Here is a 17,277-nt window from a genome sequence, read left to right as displayed (position 1 = left end):
TATTCTATCCGTTTAAATTTTATAAAAACCATAAACCAGCAGGGCGATGATTCCGATAACCATCATAAAAATATAAAAGCCGATATTACCGGTTTGCAATAAACGCAGCCCATTACCGGCTTCGGTAGCGCTTTTACCCACGCCATTCACAATACCATCAATACCCGAACGGTCAATAATTTTATAAAAGAATCCAGAAATCGCGTCTAACGGCTTTTTAAACAACGCATCATACAATTCATCGATATAATATTTGTTATACGATAGTTTTGCCAGGAAGCTCCGCTCACCATTGTCGGGCTGCGGAACATGGGTTTTACCCACATACCGGCTGTATGCCACAAAAGCAGCAATCAGGGCTCCTATTACAGAAACCGCCATCAACAAATATTCGGTATTATGGTCTGCCGGGGTATTTTCTGCCGGCGCATTTGAAAAGCTAAGTACAGGTGAAAGGAAATTAGCCAGCCAATGGTTTCCGCCAAATACTTCGGGGATATTGATTAATCCGCCAATAGCAGAAAGAACTGCCAGGATAATCAATGGCATGGTCATGGCCTTAGGCGATTCGTGCAGATGATGCTCCTGCTCGTGTGTACCGCGAAATGTTCCGAAAAAAGTCAGGAACAGCATACGGAACATATAGAATGAGGTAAACAATGCACCGATAACACCCAAAACCCATAATACTTTATTATGCTCATAAGCATGGGCCAGGATTTCGTCTTTGGAGAAAAAGCCTGAGAATGGCGGAATACCGGCTATGGCAATAGTTGCGATAAGCATGGTGATATAAGTAACCGGCATTTTTTTCTTCAACCCGCCCATTAAACGCATATCCTGCTCGCCGCTTACACCGTGAATTACCGAGCCTGCCCCCAAAAACAACAGGGCTTTAAAAAAGGCATGTGTAATTACATGAAACATGGCCCCGGTGAAGGCGCCCACGCCCAAACCTAAAAACATGTAGCCCAATTGCGATACCGTTGAATACGCCAATACTTTTTTAATATCTGTTTGAGATAACGCGATAGTTGCCGCCAGTAATGCCGTAGCCAAACCAACCACCGCAACTACTTCCATAGTTACCGGCGATAGCGTGAACAACACGTTTGAACGTGTAATCATATAAATACCGGCTGTAACCATGGTCGCGGCGTGTATCAGCGCTGATACCGGCGTAGGGCCAGCCATCGCATCGGGTAACCAGGTAAACAACGGAATTTGTGCCGATTTACCGGTAGCTGCTACCAGGAGTAAAATGGTAATCAGCACCAGCGTAGCATTTCCCGAAGCCATATTGGCTGCTGCCGGAAATACCTTGGCAAACTCCAGGCTTCCGAAGGTGTAAAATATCAGGAAAGCGGCAACCAGGAAACCCAAATCGCCGATACGGTTCATTACAAAGGCTTTTTTAGCGGCACTGGCATAACTGGAATTTGTAAACCAAAAGCCGATAAGCAGGTATGAGCACAAGCCCACGCCTTCCCAGCCAATAAACATCACGATGTAGTTTGAGCCAAGCACCAGCAGCAGCATGAAAAACACAAAAAGATTCAGGTAAGAAAAGAACTTAGCGAATCCCTTATCGTCATGCATATAAGCGGTAGAATATACGTGAATCAGAAAACCGATACCGGTAACAATAAGCAACATAACAGCGCTTAATGAATCTACCAGGAATGAAAATGTTACCGATAAATTTCCGGCTTGTATCCAGCTAAATAAAGGAACGGTAATACTTTGCGCCGCAACATCTGTTTGTTGCACAGCCGTGTATATCTGTCCAAAAACACCACAGCTCAATAAAAACGACAGAAAAACAACTCCACAGCCAATAACACTTACAGCGCCTTTTGAAAGAACATTGCGCCCAAAGCCATTGATGAGGAATCCTGCTAATGGTAATAAAGGAATTAACCAAACTAAATCTATCATAATCGAAATCCCTTACCGGGAGATTTTATTTGTCACAATTGCCAAGTCAATTATAAACTGTCTTGTTTATTGTTTTTATTTATTGATTTTAAACGTATTAACTGTTTTGACTTTTAACTTTACACTTTTAGCTTTAACCCTACCACTTTAAGCGGTTAAGTATATTAATATCTATTGAATTGGTGTTGCGGTAAACCATTACAATAATGGCTAAACCCACGGCTACCTCGGCAGCGGCAAGCGCCATAATAAAAAACACGAACACCTGTCCTGAAGCATCGCCCAGGTAAACAGAAAATGCCGTAAGCAACAGGTTTACCGCGTTCAGCATCAGCTCTACCGACATGAATATCACAATAGCATTGCGGCGTATCAGCACCCCGATAACGCCGATGGTAAATATAATAGCGCTTAACAGGATGTAATGATTAAGCGGAACGCCATGTATGGATTTTACTAATGCTTCCATTATGCTTCAGGTTGTGTTTCGTCCTTTTTAGCCAACAGTACAGCGCCTACCATAGCGGTAAGCAACAGTATTGACGATATTTCGAACGGTAAAAGAAATTCGCTGAACAGTACCCTCCCCAGGTTCTGAACCAACCCCAGATTAGGATGATGCAGTAAAACCGGGTTTGAAGTATGCAATGCCTTTACAGAACCGGCCAGTGTTACCAGTAAACACATACCGGCAATAACAGCCGTTAACTTGAGTAGCAGGGGTTTTGCCGGCTCGCTCTGGCGGTTCAGGTTTAACAACATCAGTACAAACAGGAACAGCACCATAATGGCTCCCATGTACACAATGAAGTTTACTACAGCCAGGAATTGTGCGTTGAGAATAATGTAGTGGATGGTAAACGTAAAGAAGGTTATTATCAGGTACAGCACACTGTGCACCGGATTTTTGGAAAAAATAACCAGCAGCGAAAAAAATATGGATAAAAACGCTACTAAATAGAATAGAGATATGCCCATTTATCTTGTTGTTGTTGCCTCATCCGCTTACAATGCGGGCAAAGGTATAATTTCTCTTCCAAAAATTTAATTAAAACGGTTAATTAGCCTGTTCCGCATGAAACGGTTGTTCAACCAGTTTATCTTTTCCGTATATAAAATCTTTACGCAGGTAATCCGCCGGTACAATGGGGCCGTCCAGATAGATGGCTTCCTTAGGACAAGCTTCCTCGCATAAACCACAGAATATGCACCGCAGCATATTGATTTCATAAACCGCTGCGTATTTTTCCTCACGGTACAGGTTTTCCTCGCCTTTCTGACGCTCGGCGGCAATCATGGTAATGGCTTCCGCCGGACATGACAAGGCGCACAAACCGCAGGCGGTACAACGTTCCCGGCCCTGCTCATCGCGTTTTAACGAGTGCATGCCACGCCAGTTTTTAGAGAACTCCCGCTGTTGTTCGGGATATTTAACCGTTGGCACACGCTTAAACAGGTGGCTTATTGTTGTAGCCATTCCTTTAAGGATAGCAGGCAGGTATAACCGTTCTGATAAACTTAAAGGCTTCTGCTCTAATACTTTCTTTTTTGAACTCAATGCTTCCATTAGTATCTCTTCCTATCCGCTTCAGGCGGATGCGTTTCTACTTAAAATATATGTCTTTCACCGTTATCCAGATTCCTGTTAGTACAATATTGACAATAGATAACGGAATAAGCACTTTCCAGCCTAAATCCATTAACTGGTCATAACGGAAACGGGGAACTGTCCACCGTACCCACATAAACAGGAATATGAAAAAGAAGGTTTTCAGCAACATCGCCACAATTCCCAATATGCTTAACCAGTTGGCATCCAGGCCTAAATGATGCATGAACGGAAAATTATATCCTCCAAAATAGAGGCTGGCCATTACTGCCGATGACACGAACATATTGATATATTCGGCAAACAGGTAAAACCCTAATTTCATGGACGAATACTCGGTATGGTAACCACCAATAAGCTCGGTTTCACATTCGGGCAGGTCAAACGGTGTACGATTGGTTTCCGCGAAAGCGCACACCAGGAAAATCAGGAAGCCCAAAGGCTGCTGAAACGCGTTCCAGGTAAACCAGCCATGCGCCCAGAAACCGGATTGCTGTTCTACAATTACTTTGAGCGACAATGAGCCGGTAGACATCAGTAAAGCGATAATCGATAAGCCCATGGCAATTTCATAACTGATATTCTGTGACGCTGCCCGGATAGCGCCCATCAGCGAATATTTATTATTGGAGGCCCAGCCGCCAATTAAAATTCCGTAAACACCCAGCGATACCACGCCAAAAATGTACAGTATACCTACATTAATGTCTGTTACCTGCAAGGGGATGGTTTTAGAACCGATGGTAAGCGGTGTACTCCAGGGAATAACGGCACTACCGATACAGGCTGTTAAAATAGCCAGCGACGGGCCTGCGATAAACAGGAACTTATTGGAGTCTAAAGGAATAATCTCTTCTTTGGTAAACATCTTTATACCATCGGCCAGAGGTTGTAAAATTCCCCCGGGGCCGGCCCGGTTAGGGCCAACACGATCCTGCAAAAAGGCGGCTACTTTACGCTCTGCCCAGGTGGAATACATGGCAACAAGCAGGCTAACCGCAAAAATGACGATAACCAGGATAAATTTTTGTATAACGAGTGCTAATTCCATTACAGTTTTGTAGCTCTTTCAAATTGTTCTTTATTAAACTCCTGCAATTGCGGCTTTTGTTGTATAACCGGCAGCGGATGCATGGTTTCATAATGGTTAGACGATATCACCGAATGCCTGGAAATATGACGAGGGCCTTCAATCACCCAGTCGCTGGTTTTCTTGGTATCAAAGCGGCAGGTATTGCAGATAAATTCCTCTGCTTCACCATATTCATCTTTCCGGGCGGTAACGCGAATTACATCCTCACCTTTATACCAAAGGGTTACTTTACCGCTGCAGGTCGGGCAATCGCGATGTGCATCTACCGGCTTGGTAAACCACACCCGGTTTTTAAACCGGAACGTTTTATCGGTTAATGCGCCAACCGGGCAAACATCGATCATGTTGCCCGAAAAATCGTTATCAATAGCCTTTTCAATATATGTTGATATTTCGGCGGCATCGCCACGGCCTAACACGCCATGAATACGCTTATTGGTAATCTGGTCGGCTACGAAAACACAACGGTAACATAAAATACAACGCGTCATGTGCAGCTGGATTTTATCGCCCAAGGTATGTTTTTCAAACGTACGACGCTCAAATTCATAGCGGGTGGCTTCTTCTCCGTGTTCGTAAGCCAGGTCTTGCAAATGACACTCACCGGCCTGGTCGCAAATCGGGCAATCCAACGGGTGATTGATGAGCAGCATCTCTACCACACCTTTACGTGCTTCAATAACTTCCGGCGAAGTGATATTCTGCACTTCCATACCGTCCATTACACCTGTACGGCATGATGCTACCAGCTTTGGCATCGGACGCGGGTCTTTTTCTGAACCCTTGCTTACCTTAACTAAACAGGTACGGCATTTACCTCCACTTCCCTGTAATTTAGAGTAATAGCACATCGCCGGCGGAACAATCTCCCCTCCTATCTGCCTTGCAGCATTTAAAATGGTAGTGCCGGGAGCTACCTCTACTGTTATTCCATCTATGGTCACTTTAACTGTTTCAGCCATTTTTATTTCTTCTTATCAGGAATTTTATATCCTATCTGTTTTCTCGGCTTTTCCTGTTGTTGTAATAATTCATCAAAATAACGAAATATTACCTCTATATTTTTATCTTGATTATCTACTTTCTTTTTAACCTTTTCTATTTCGATGCGAAGGTCTGCATTACTTAAAGCCATTGTTCTAAGCTCAACAAACACATCTATTATTTTTATACTTACCTCTACCGCACGTTTACTTTTTAAAACGTTCGACAATTGCAAAATACCATGTTCGCTAAATGCAAAAGGCAGGTATTTTGAATATTTCCCTTGTTCTAAGGTCACATTTTGCGACCTTAGAACTTCGTTTTCTTCTTTTGTTAGTTCAAACATAAAATGTTCTGGAAAACGCTCTATGTTTCTTCTAACTTATTGCTTCAACAACCTCGTTTCTACTCCAAAAAGTTCTGCCAAATCTGTATCCAACATCACTTTAATATCTCTAAAAAGATATATTTTATTAATGATTATCTCATTAGGAATTATGGATAACTCTTGTTTTGACATTTATTAAGTTGTTATCCTAAGGTCACAAAATGTGATCTTAGAATTTTATTATTATTTTATATTAAACGGCCTCAATTAGCTACCAAGTCCCATTTTCAAAGTCTTTATTCAAATTTCTAAGATCACAAAATGTGATCTTAGAAATTTCTTTTCACAAATTTGACAATTCTCACAAAATGTGACCTTAACGAGTTCATTTAACAAGTTTTGTAATTCTAAGGTCGCAAATTGCGACCTTAAGATTGTAATTATTTCTCCTCAGCCGCCACAGCTTTTTCAATCGGCTTTGCATAATTGGCCAAACCATAATTGGTACTTTGGCTTTTCATTGGCTCTTTTACATGCCACTCAAATTCATCCCTGAAATGCCGTATGGCACTGGCTACCGGCCATGCCGCCGCGTCCCCTAACGGACAAATGGTGTTACCTTCTATTTTTTTGGATACATCAACCAGCAAATCAATATCGCTTAATTTACCGTGACCATATTCCAGCCGGTGCAGCACTTTTTCCATCCAGCCCGTACCTTCACGACATGGAGAACACTGTCCGCAGCTTTCGTGATGGTAAAACCGCGAAAAGTTCCAGGTATTGCGTACAATACACTGGTCTTCATCAAATACAATAAATCCGCCCGACCCCATCATGGTGCCGGTAGCGAATCCACCGTCAGCAAGCGATTCATAAGTCATCAGGCGATTCTCACCATTAGCGGTTTTCATAACCAGGTTGGCTGGCAAAATAGGCACAGATGAACCTCCGGCTACAACCGCCTTTAACCGTTTTCCGTTAGCAATTCCGCCACAGTATTCATCAGAATAAATAAATTCTTCTACCGGAACACCTAATTCAATTTCGTAAACACCGGGCTTATTAATATTTCCCGAAGCGGAAATTAACTTAGTTCCGGTACTACGGCCAACGCCTATTTTAGCGTATTCTTCGCCGCCATCGTTAATAATGGGTACCGTAGCTGCAATAGATTCTACGTTATTAACAACGGTGGGACAATTATATAAACCGGCAATGGCTGGAAAAGGAGGCTTGATCCGTGGATTTCCTCGTTTTCCCTCAAGGGATTCTATCAGTGCTGTTTCCTCGCCGCAGATGTATGCTCCGCCACCGGGCTGTACATATAATTCTAAATCGTAACCTGAGCCTAAGATATTTTTACCCAGGAAACCGGCATTTTTAGCTTCGGCAATGGCTTTTTCAAGAATGCGTATTTGCGGCATCATCTCGCCACGCACGTAAATGTAAGATACGTTAGCGCCTAATGCGTAGCTCGAAATGATCATTCCTTCAATTAAAGCATGAGGAATATAGGTCATCAGGTGCCTGTCCTTGAATGTTCCCGGCTCAGATTCATCGGCATTGCACACCAGGTAACGGGGAACTCCTTCGGGCTTAGCCAAAAAGCTCCACTTCATCCCGGTAGGAAAACCGGCGCCACCACGTCCGCGTAAGCCCGATTTTTTCACTTCTTCAACCACATCATCAGGCGACATGGTTTTCAAGGCTTTTTCTACTGCACGGTAACCACCTTTTTGCCGGTAAACTTCCAGGGTATTGATTCCGGGAACGTTGATATGCTCTATTAATAGTTTACGGCCCATTGTATTTTAGATTTGAGATGTAAGATTTGAGACATCAGTCTATCGTCAAATCCGTATCTGCTTTTATCTTTTTGCTAATAATTTTAATTTAAATACGAGACTATAACTTTTCATATTTTACTTCGTCCTTTAGATATAAGATTATCTTATATCTAAAATCTCATATCTTATGTCTCTTATATCTTATCCTTTTAAATCCGCTATCAGCTTATCTATTTTCTCCTCGGTCAGGTTTTCATAGAATGTGTACTCGGGTCCAATCTGCAATACCGGGCCAAAGCCGCATGCTGCCAAACATTCTACTCCCCGCCAGCTAAATTGCCCATCGGCTGTTACTTCGCCTTCTTTAACGCCCAGCTTTTGCTCAATGTACTTCATTATTTTTTCTGCACCTACCAGACAGCACGGGCCGGTACGGCATACTTCAAGTACATATTTGCCCTGCGGCTTTAGGAAAAACATGGTATAAAAGGTAGCTACTTCATAAACCTCGATGGGTTCTATCGATAAAAATTGCGCTACTTTATCCATTGCCGGAACACTTACCCAGCCGTATTCGGCCTGCACTAAATGCAGAATGGGTAATAACGCCGATTTTTGTTTTCCTTCGGGATAGCGGCTTACTATTTCTGAGAATTGTGCCAGCAATGCAGGGCTAAACTCAATTTCTTCGGTATGGGTTACACTAAGCATCTAACTCTCCTGCTATAACGTTCAAGCTACTCATGTTAATAATGGCGTCAGAAAGTAACATTCCCCGGCTCATTGGCGCATACATCTGGTAGTTGATGAAGCTTGGCCTGCGGAAATGCAACCGGTAAGGCGAGCGTCCTCCATCACTGATCAGGTAAAAACCCAACTCGCCGTTTCCGCCTTCAACACAATGGTACACTTCTGTTTTCGGTGTATCTACCTCGCCCATCACAATTTTAAAGTGATATATCAAGGCTTCCATGTTGTTATATACTTCCTCTTTCGGGGGAAGGTAAAATTCGGGAACATCGGCATGGAAAACGCCTTTTTCCTCCTTAGCCATTTTTTCAACGGCCTGTTCAATGATGCGTAAGCTTTGCCACATTTCCTCGTTACGTACATTGAAACGGTCATAAATGTCGCCGTTTGTACCTACCGGGATATCAAATTCAAAATCTTCGTACGATGAATACGGCTCATTAACACGCACATCGTAATCAATGCCGGTAGCCCGCAGCAACGGGCCGCTCCAGCTGTAATCCAGGGCAACTTCCGGTTTTACACATGCAACGCCGGCGGTACGGTCTATAAATATCCGGTTACGGGTAAGCAGGCTTTCAAATTCTTTTAATGCCGGCGGGAACGTTTGCAGGAACTTATCAAGCTTTGCAAAGACCCGATCGTTAAAATCACGCTCAAAACCACCAATACGACCAATATTTGTGGTTAAACGGGCGCCGCATACTTCTTCAAATATTTCGTAGATATGCTCGCGGTATTGAAACAGGTACAAAAATGGCGTGGTAGCACCGGTGTCCTGCCCAATAATAGTATTGCAGATAATGTGGTCGGATATACGCGATAATTCCATGATAATCACCCGCATATAATCTACCCGTTTAGGCGTTTTTATTCCCAGCAGCTTTTCTACCGTCATGTGCCAGCCCATATTATTAATAGGCGACGAGCAATAGTTCAAGCGGTCTGTTAACGGCGTTATCTGGTAAAAAGGACGGTGCTCGGCAATTTTTTCAAATGCACGGTGTATATACCCAATGGTGGATACACCGCTCACGATACGCTCCCCATCCATTTCAAGTACATTCTGAAACACACCATGTGTAGCCGGGTGCGTTGGCCCCAGATTCAGGGTTGTGGTTTGTACCTGCGGATCTGTATCAATATAAACGGGATGATTCTCCATTATCTTCCAAAGAAATAATCTCTTTTGTCAACTCTGTTAGGGTCTTCCAGCGGATATTCTTTCCGCATGGGGAATACGGTCATATCATCTACATTGAGAATACGCCGTAAATCCGGGTGACCGATAAAATTGACTCCAAAAAAATCGTATGTTTCACGCTCCATCCAGTTGGCGCCATTCCATAAACTGGTAGCTGTTGGAATCTGCGGATTTTCACTCTCTAAAAACACTTTTATCCGCACCCGTACATTATTTGAAAGGCTGTGCAGGTGATAAACTACAGCTATGCTCAGCTCCTTTTCGGGATAATGTACTGCCGTAATATCTGTCAGGTAGTTAAACTTTAGTGTTTCATCGTTTTTCAGGAAGCTTAGCACTTCGCTGATATTCTCCTTACCGGTCTCGAACGTTAGCAGTCCAAAAGGTTCCACTGGTATGGATATCTGCTCACCGAAACGGGTGGTTAACTTCTGTAAAACTTCCTGATTGCTTAATTTACCCATTATTGGATGCCGTATTTAGCCAACAATTCTTTATATTCGGGAGAGTTACGTCTCCGTAAGGATTCATTTTTTACCAGCTCCTGGATTTTGAGCACGCCGTCTAATATTGCTTCGGGACGCGGCGGACAACCCGGAACATAAACATCTACCGGTATCACTTCATCAATACCCTGTAAAACAGAATAGGTATCAAATATTCCTCCACTTGATGCACAAGCGCCAACTGCCATTACCCACCTCGGTTCTGCCATTTGCAGGTAAACCTGCCGCAAAACCGGCCCCATCTTTTTAGCTATTGTACCCATTACCATTAATAAGTCTGCCTGCCTGGGCGAAAAGCTTAAGCGCTCTGCTCCAAACCGGGCAAAATCATAATGCGAAGCCATGGTTGCCATAAATTCAATACCGCAGCAGGAAGTTGCAAACGGCAGGGGCCATAATGAATTAGACCGGGCCATGCCAATTACCTTATCCAGCGATGTTGCAAAGAATCCGGAACCTTCAACTCCAGGGGGGGCTTCAACTAAATTTACTTCACTCATTGAACTATGCTTTGCAATAAAAAAGCTCATTTCTACACGTGCCAGAAATGAGCTACAAAGTTACTAACTTATAAGTTGTTTATTTAGGAACGACACTTATTTAGAATCAGTCTAAAAACGTCGTTAATCCCAGTCTAAAGCCTTCTTTTTGATGATATAGATAAAGCCCAGCAGCAGCGTAGCCATAAACACAAACATCTCGATCATGCCGGGTATTCCCATCTCTTTGAAATTCACCGCCCAGGGATACATAAAGATAACTTCAATGTCAAACAGCACAAATAAAATGGCTACCAGAAAGTATTTGATGGAAAAGGGCTGACGGGCGTTACCTACCACTTCTATACCCGATTCGAACGTTGATAATTTATCTTTTGTTTTCCGTTTGGGCCCAATAAGATGCGTTGCCAGCATGGTGGTTACCACAAACCCGACGGCTATAATCATCTGAAAAATAATGGGCAGGTAATCTATGGGGGTACTTTGAACTTGCATGTGCACAATTTTCCTGCAAATATAAAAAGAGCCCCGGATTTTGCGGAGCTCTTTTTATATTTTCTGTTAATAACTAACGGAAATTAACTACCCGAAACGGCTTTTTTGGCTTCGAGCAGTGTAGCATTCTGCGGATCTAACGCCAGGCCTTTGTTAAAGTATTCCAGGGCTTTGGCATTATCCTGGTCTTTTCGTGCCGATACAGAACCCAGGTAAGTATAGGCTTCTACCATCTGCGTTTTATTTTTCTCTGCTTTTTCAGGGCGGGTTACCGTTACCAGCTCAACATATTGCTGATAATAAGGTACGGCTAAGCCCTGGCTGTCGTTTTCATCGTCCATTAAACGATGGATACGGGCACGGTACAATATAGCCTGCTCTGTAGTTGGAGACCGTTGCAGCAGTTTACTAAAGGCAGAGTCAGCTTGTACCAGGATCTGCTTATCCGGATTAAGGTTTGCTGTTTTCTTGGCTCCGTAATCAAAATAATGCGAAACTCCTAAATAATAGTAGTCCAGCAGGGGAACTTTAGGGCTCTGTGTTGCCAATTCATAGATACGGGCTGCTTCACCGTATTTCCTGGCAGTATAAAGCTCTTTGGCTATGTCTGACATGTCATCGGCAATGGTAGAATCCATGTCCACAGCTTTTTCCAGGTTCGCAAATCCTTTGCTGTTAGCAGTTGTATCTGTTTTAAGCTGGGCTTTACCCAGGTACAGATAATCGCGGGCAATAACCCGGCTTGAATCTACTTTATTGATAAATTCCTGGATAGCTTTTTCGCTGGCCGCATAATTTCCATTCTCATAAGCAGAATATCCTAAATAGCGGAATATACGGGGATTGGTCTTATCAATTTGCGACATGGCCTGTGCTTCGGCCTCAAGTGCCTTATAATCTTTGGCAAGAATGAGGAAGTCGGCATGACGCATACGCGAATCCAGCGACTTATCGGTAAGATCAATGTATTTTTCGTAATACTGCAACGCCTGTTTTATCCTGGTATCGTATTCTTTTGGCTCTGCATTGGCCCAGAGATAATAGGTTTCGGCAAGCTCGCGGTAAGCCGGGCCATAGTTAGGGTCAATAGCCAGAACACTGTTAAATTCATCAGCAGATTCTTTAAAGGCTTTTGACTGCTTATTAATTACGCCTAACTCAACCTTGGCACGCAAAAGCTTGTTATCCATATCGTATGCGGTACGATAATCGCTGTAGGCAGCGCTATTATCTTTCATAGCACGATGTGCGTCGCCCAATGCCAGGTACACCTCAGCATTTTTTTCGTTCAGCGCTTTTGCCTGTTCCAGGTAATTAATAGCTGTAGTGTAATCAGGTTTTTTGGTATCGATATAGGCTCTTCCTATATACAATAAGGGTAGCTCATCTTTACGCTTTTTCAGCTCAATAGCCTTGTCAAAATTAGCTTTGGCTGCGGCTGTATTATTAGCACTCAGATCTACTGCGCCTAAACCCACATAATTTAGGGGGTTTTTAGCATCGGCGGCAACACCTTTGTTGTAAGTAGCCTTGGCAGAATCGATATAATCTGTTTTAAGATAAACGTTGCCCAGAAAAAAATAATTTTCAGGTTCTGCAGGCTTTTCGGTTATTAACTTCTTTAATACATCTTTAGCCTTCTGATACTGTTCGGCATCTATAGCTTTTTTCGCATCGTCAATGTTTTGAGCAAATGCCGAAGATGCAGCTAAGGCAAGCACTAAAGATGCTTTAATTGCATTTTTCATTACTTTCATTTCCAAATTTATAGTTATCTATTTTCTAATTATTATTTCCCGTGAGGGTATACTATCCGGTAATAAACCAGATTTAAGTATGATGCGTTGACCACGGTCGCTTGCTACAAAAGCAGCAAAACCTGTGCCTAATCCGGGACCACCCTGGCAATTTATAATAAATACTTCTCTTTTCAAAGGATACAAACTTAAAGCCAGGTTGGTTTGATTGGGTTTATAAAACTTATCGTCTCCGGGTTTACCCGCCAGATTTTTCACGCCCAGCACCCTGATCTTACTCACAGCTTCCTCCATATCCTTATCCGGCTGTTCTATCCAGTTAAATCCTACAACTCCAATTGCGCCCTTATTATTGTATATATATTTAATTACTTCCTTATTATTTTTTAACGCATACACGCCGCTGGCAGGCACATCGGTTACATTGCTCAGCTCTTTCAGGTACCTTACCGTGCTTGAGTTTGCATTGTCAAACACCAGTTTTTTTATTGGCGATGGCTTGCCCTGCAAAACATTTACTATATCGTTTACCGTAACTGCCGTATCGGCAGAGGCCTGGTTAACAATGAGTGTTACCGCATCAATAGCAATACGGTTTACCCGAACCCTGATCTTCCTATTGTCAAAAACCTTCTGTTCCCTGTTATTAAGTTTCCTGGATAATACCGCGATCCGGGTTTCAGGGTTATTGAGAAGCGAATTAACAACGCCAGCCTCCGGCTGGTATATCATTTTTATCCGGGCATCGGGATAGCTGCTTGAAAACACAAAAAGCTGGTCTTCCAGGATGGGCTCAAATGTTTCGTCGGCAACAATTTGCGTAGCACCTGCCACATAAGACTGCGTAGCCTGTGTAGCTGACTTATTCCTCTGACAGGAAACAAGGAACAAAAGAACGATTATGTAACTAAATTTATACATGAGTTACCTTTCCTGGCTGCGATTTTGTACTATCCGGGACAGCCTGAACAGAGCGTAAAAGATCAAAACACCACCAAATACTGAACGAAACGGGCCGTTCAGGCCTGGTAAAAAGTCTTTTTTCAGCAAAATAAGCAATCCCAGTATAATATATACCGTAGCTACAAAAAGTCCTAAAATGAACAAAAATCGCTTTGCGGGCGATTTCTGTTCTGAATCTTCTTTCTGAACCTGTCTCATTTATTGAACTTCAAGATTCAACATGATCGGTATGGTATAGGCTACCCGCACCGGACGCCCGTTCTGTATACCGGGTTTCCATTTTGGCGATTTTTTTAATAAGCGTACTGCTTCTTCGCCGGTACCCATACCCAGATCACGTAATACTTTAATATCGGTCAGGCTTCCGTCTTTTTCTACGATGAAGCTAACGGTAACACGGCCTGAAACACCTTGTTCTTTAGCCGCTGCCGGATAATTATAGTTTTTAGCAACATACTGGTAGAACTTTTGTATCCCTCCGGGAAATTCGGGAAGAACTTCCACGCTGGCAAAATCGTGTACACCATTATCTTCGGTAACAGCAGCGCCTTTTGGTGCTTCGCCTACAGGCTCATCAATGCGCACCTCAGCATTCGGGTCACCTTCAATTTTCTTTTGCCCCGGATCTGCTGTTTTAAGCTCTTCAACGGTTGGAGGCTCCTCATCACGCACCTGCTCTTTAGGAACAACAACGGGAGGCGGGAACTTCACCTGGTTAACCCTCGGGCGGGGAGGCTCTGCCGGTGGTGTCGGAGGCGGAGTTTTCTCATCTACCGGAGGCGGAGGTGTTAACACAACTTCTGTTTGTATTATCTTTTCCTCCTGCTTTTCTGGTATAAAACCCGAAATATATTTTATAATAATAGGCGAGCTTACTGCTAAAACAAACAGTATACTACCTATTATAAGTGCCCTGGATGTAGTTTTTGAGTTATCTTTACGCAATTCATACGCACCGTAGGCTTTGTTACGGCCGGCAAAAACCACGTCTATCCAGTCTAATTTAAAAAGATCTAACTTTGATCCTAACATATCACCTTATTTTTAGGTTAATTACTTGTTGCAACGGTACTATTTTTTATCTTTATAGATACCATCGCGTTTTATCAAATCTATTTCCGGATCTGTAATGTCAACTATCGCATACTGTTGAATATTGGTAATTTTCATTTCATCCAATATGTCAACCAGGTTACGGTATTTTGACTGATCGCTGGGCTTTATCAGTACGATCAGGCCCTTTTTAGGATCGCCGGTTGCAGCAAGTACTTCTTTATTTTTCTGGATCAGTATCTTACGGATACCATTTTTACCGTAACTGTCTACTGTTGGTGGTGTTAATGGTTTCTCTACCTGACCCATATACCATTCTAACCGGTTATCGGTACCTAATAACACGTTCAATGTACGGTTATCGGCTATCTCTAACCTGTTTTCAGGCTGTTTCTTGTCTTTATCCGGCATGGCCAAATCCATCGCTTTGGGCTTAGCCAGCGTGGTAGTTAACATAAAGAAGGTAATTAGCAGGAACATGAGGTCAACCATAGGGGTCATATCAACCCTGGCCGACTGCTTTTTGCTCCGTATTTTTTTGCCGCCCTTCTTATGGCCACCGCCACCGCCGCCGCTATTTAATTCTGCCATTGTCTTTTACTATTTTATTTGTCCTCTGCACGCAGAGAAGTTATCAAGCTAAATTTATTAACCTCTTGGTCCTGAAGAATGTCTATCACTCTTTTAATTACGGGATAATCTTCCTGGGCATCGCCTTTTATACTGATACGCATGTCCTTGTTATTCAGCTCTTTGGTTGCATAACGGGCCTGGTATATCCATTCTTTTAACTGATTATCGGTAGAATCGGTCGGGATACCGGGTTGCAGGCCCTCCTTGTTGCGCTGTGCACCGCTCATGGCAATAAGCTGTTTCAGGTTACCAATAGGCACCCCAAAATTGTCTATCAGCGAAAAGCGCTTAATTTCTTCGGGTGTAAATGGTATTTTATAGATGGCAGCCATTTTCTCCAGCATACGTGCACGTACAGGCTGATCTTTCACGCCAAAGAATACCTTTCCTTGACCGATGGTAATGGTACCGATATCGGTATCAGGCTGTGGCATGGTAACTGTAGATGCTGGGGTATCAACAGGAAGCGGTTCTGGCTGGCGGGCTGTTGCTGTCAGGATGAAAAATGTCAGCAGGAGAGCAGCCACGTCGCACATTGCCGTCATGTCAATGATCGTGCTCTTTCTTGGAACTTTTACTTTAGGCATCGTTTAATTTATTGATCCTTTAACTATCTATATAGTAGATGCTTATTCATCCCGGTTTCCATAAACCGGGATAAATAATTTTTTTACTACTTCATTTTATTTGTGTGTACTGGCGTAGGTCTGAACAATTGAGAAGCCGGCCTCATCAATAGAGTAAGTGAGCTTATCAATTTTAGACGTAAATACATTGTACATGATAACAGCCAGTGTAGAAGTTAATATACCTGTAGCAGTGTTGATAAGCGCTTCAGAAATACCGTTTGCCAATTGAGCCTGATCCGGAGCGCCGGCAGTAGCCAACGCGGCAAACGCCTTGATCATACCGGTTACTGTTCCTAACAGACCCATCAGCGTACCCACAGATACCAGGGTAGCTATTACGGTTAGATTTTGTTCTAACATAGGCATTTCAAGAGCCGTAGCCTCTTCGATATCTTTTTGAATGGCCAGGCATTTTTGCTCTGTATCCATAGCCTGATCAGGCTCTACTTCCCTGTATTTCTTCAGCCCGGATTTAATTACGTTAGCTACAGAACCTTTCTGTTTATCGCACTCGGCAATAGCAGCTTCGATATTGCTGCTGGCAAGCTGTACCTGTACCTTTTTAACAAAGGCGTCAACATTACCTGTTCCGGCTGCTTTACTGATAACGAAAAAACGTTCAATTGAAAATACAATAACCATCAGAAGCATTCCGATCAGAATAGGCACAATGATACCTCCTTTGTATACCATACCAAAATAATTTTCCGGCAACGGGTGTCCGTGCACAGGGTCTCCCCCCTCAAAGTTAGCCGGATTTCCCATGATGAACTTCCAGATCAGGATACCGACTATAACACAAATAACAATTGTAAGACTTGCAAAAATGCTTGACCCAGAGCTCTCTTTCTTCGCTGTTGTAGGTTTTGGTGCGTTTGCCATTGTTTTAATAGTTTAATTTAAATTTTAAGTTTTCTTTATTTATTGAATTTTAGTGTGTTGCTTTTTAAGCGATAACAAAGTTATAATTTTCGGATTAACAAAAAATACCACAATTGTTATTCTAACATTAATGCTATCTTATTTCTGCAGCAGTCCCTGTTCA

At 42.9% G+C, this 17,277-nt stretch carries 19 protein-coding genes and 1 pseudogene; all 20 read right to left on the bottom strand.

Features of this window, described 5'->3' with window-relative positions:
- Positions 1 to 12 precede the first annotated feature (12 nt).
- Positions 13 to 1,938, bottom strand: a complete 1,926-nt coding sequence (nuoL, locus tag FW774_RS04695) for an NADH-quinone oxidoreductase subunit L (RefSeq protein ID WP_149346965.1) — start codon at positions 1,936 to 1,938, stop codon at positions 13 to 15.
- 139 nt (positions 1,939 to 2,077) lie between these two features.
- Positions 2,078 to 2,407 carry an NADH-quinone oxidoreductase subunit NuoK gene (nuoK, locus tag FW774_RS04690; protein ID WP_149346964.1) on the bottom strand — a complete coding sequence of 110 codons (330 nt, stop codon included), beginning with the start codon at positions 2,405 to 2,407 and terminating at the stop codon, positions 2,078 to 2,080.
- Entirely contained in the window at positions 2,407 to 2,916 is a 510-nt protein-coding gene (locus FW774_RS04685; protein ID WP_149346963.1) for an NADH-quinone oxidoreductase subunit J, read from the bottom strand. Before FW774_RS04685 ends, nuoK begins: the two co-directional genes overlap by 1 nt.
- A gap of 79 nt (positions 2,917 to 2,995) precedes the next feature.
- Complete coding sequence (locus FW774_RS04680; RefSeq protein WP_149346962.1) at positions 2,996 to 3,505, bottom strand: NuoI/complex I 23 kDa subunit family protein; 510 nt, start codon at positions 3,503 to 3,505, stop codon at positions 2,996 to 2,998.
- A 37-nt stretch (positions 3,506 to 3,542) separates the two neighbouring features.
- Positions 3,543 to 4,598, bottom strand: coding sequence for an NADH-quinone oxidoreductase subunit NuoH (nuoH, locus tag FW774_RS04675; protein WP_149346961.1), 1,056 nt, complete (start codon positions 4,596 to 4,598; stop codon positions 3,543 to 3,545).
- Complete coding sequence (locus FW774_RS04670; RefSeq protein WP_149346960.1) at positions 4,598 to 5,602, bottom strand: 2Fe-2S iron-sulfur cluster-binding protein; 1,005 nt, start codon at positions 5,600 to 5,602, stop codon at positions 4,598 to 4,600. Before FW774_RS04670 ends, nuoH begins: the two co-directional genes overlap by 1 nt.
- 2 nt (positions 5,603 to 5,604) lie before the next feature.
- Positions 5,605 to 6,144: pseudogene (locus FW774_RS04665) on the bottom strand (ORF6N domain-containing protein).
- Between the two features lie 248 nt (positions 6,145 to 6,392).
- A complete protein-coding gene (gene nuoF / locus FW774_RS04660) occupies positions 6,393 to 7,760 on the bottom strand; it encodes an NADH-quinone oxidoreductase subunit NuoF (protein WP_149346959.1) in 1,368 nt (455 codons plus the stop codon).
- 183 nt (positions 7,761 to 7,943) lie between these two features.
- On the bottom strand, positions 7,944 to 8,453 hold the full coding sequence (gene nuoE, locus FW774_RS04655) for a complex I 24 kDa subunit family protein (protein WP_149346958.1): 510 nt from the start codon (positions 8,451 to 8,453) through the stop codon (positions 7,944 to 7,946).
- On the bottom strand, positions 8,446 to 9,657 hold the full coding sequence (locus FW774_RS04650; protein ID WP_187774807.1) for an NADH-quinone oxidoreductase subunit D: 1,212 nt from the start codon (positions 9,655 to 9,657) through the stop codon (positions 8,446 to 8,448). The genes nuoE and FW774_RS04650 overlap by 8 nt, the downstream gene beginning before the upstream one ends.
- Positions 9,657 to 10,160, bottom strand: a complete 504-nt coding sequence (locus FW774_RS04645) for an NADH-quinone oxidoreductase subunit C (RefSeq protein ID WP_149346956.1) — start codon at positions 10,158 to 10,160, stop codon at positions 9,657 to 9,659. Before FW774_RS04645 ends, FW774_RS04650 begins: the two co-directional genes overlap by 1 nt.
- Positions 10,160 to 10,702, bottom strand: coding sequence for an NADH-quinone oxidoreductase subunit B (locus FW774_RS04640; protein WP_149346955.1), 543 nt, complete (start codon positions 10,700 to 10,702; stop codon positions 10,160 to 10,162). The genes FW774_RS04645 and FW774_RS04640 overlap by 1 nt, the downstream gene beginning before the upstream one ends.
- 123 nt (positions 10,703 to 10,825) lie before the next feature.
- Entirely contained in the window at positions 10,826 to 11,197 is a 372-nt protein-coding gene (locus FW774_RS04635; RefSeq protein ID WP_149346954.1) for an NADH-quinone oxidoreductase subunit A, read from the bottom strand.
- An 83-nt stretch (positions 11,198 to 11,280) separates the two neighbouring features.
- On the bottom strand, positions 11,281 to 12,954 hold the full coding sequence (locus FW774_RS04630) for a tetratricopeptide repeat protein (protein ID WP_149346953.1): 1,674 nt from the start codon (positions 12,952 to 12,954) through the stop codon (positions 11,281 to 11,283).
- An 18-nt stretch (positions 12,955 to 12,972) separates the two neighbouring features.
- Positions 12,973 to 13,875, bottom strand: a complete 903-nt coding sequence (locus FW774_RS04625; RefSeq protein WP_149346952.1) for a PstS family phosphate ABC transporter substrate-binding protein — start codon at positions 13,873 to 13,875, stop codon at positions 12,973 to 12,975.
- Between the two features lie 3 nt (positions 13,876 to 13,878).
- Positions 13,879 to 14,115 (bottom strand): hypothetical protein, encoded by a 237-nt coding sequence (locus FW774_RS04620; RefSeq protein ID WP_149346951.1) that lies wholly within the window; start codon positions 14,113 to 14,115, stop codon positions 13,879 to 13,881.
- Positions 14,116 to 14,949 carry an energy transducer TonB gene (locus tag FW774_RS04615; RefSeq protein WP_149346950.1) on the bottom strand — a complete coding sequence of 278 codons (834 nt, stop codon included), beginning with the start codon at positions 14,947 to 14,949 and terminating at the stop codon, positions 14,116 to 14,118.
- A 39-nt stretch (positions 14,950 to 14,988) separates the two neighbouring features.
- The gene (locus FW774_RS04610) at positions 14,989 to 15,561 is read right to left on the bottom strand and encodes an ExbD/TolR family protein (RefSeq protein ID WP_149346949.1); all 573 of its coding nucleotides are present in this window, start codon (positions 15,559 to 15,561) and stop codon (positions 14,989 to 14,991) included.
- A gap of 14 nt (positions 15,562 to 15,575) precedes the next feature.
- Positions 15,576 to 16,190: an ExbD/TolR family protein gene (locus FW774_RS04605; protein WP_149346948.1), complete on the bottom strand. Its 615-nt coding sequence runs from the start codon at positions 16,188 to 16,190 to the stop codon at positions 15,576 to 15,578.
- 96 nt (positions 16,191 to 16,286) lie between these two features.
- A complete protein-coding gene (locus FW774_RS04600) occupies positions 16,287 to 17,114 on the bottom strand; it encodes a MotA/TolQ/ExbB proton channel family protein (protein WP_149346947.1) in 828 nt (275 codons plus the stop codon).
- Between the last annotated feature and the right edge of the window lie 163 nt (positions 17,115 to 17,277).

The organism is Pedobacter sp. BS3, assembly GCF_008274585.1.
GTDB lineage: Bacteria > Bacteroidota > Bacteroidia > Sphingobacteriales > Sphingobacteriaceae > Hufsiella_A.
The sequence above is the reverse complement of the archived record's forward strand: the minus strand, read 5'-3'. Positions and strand labels throughout refer to the sequence as shown.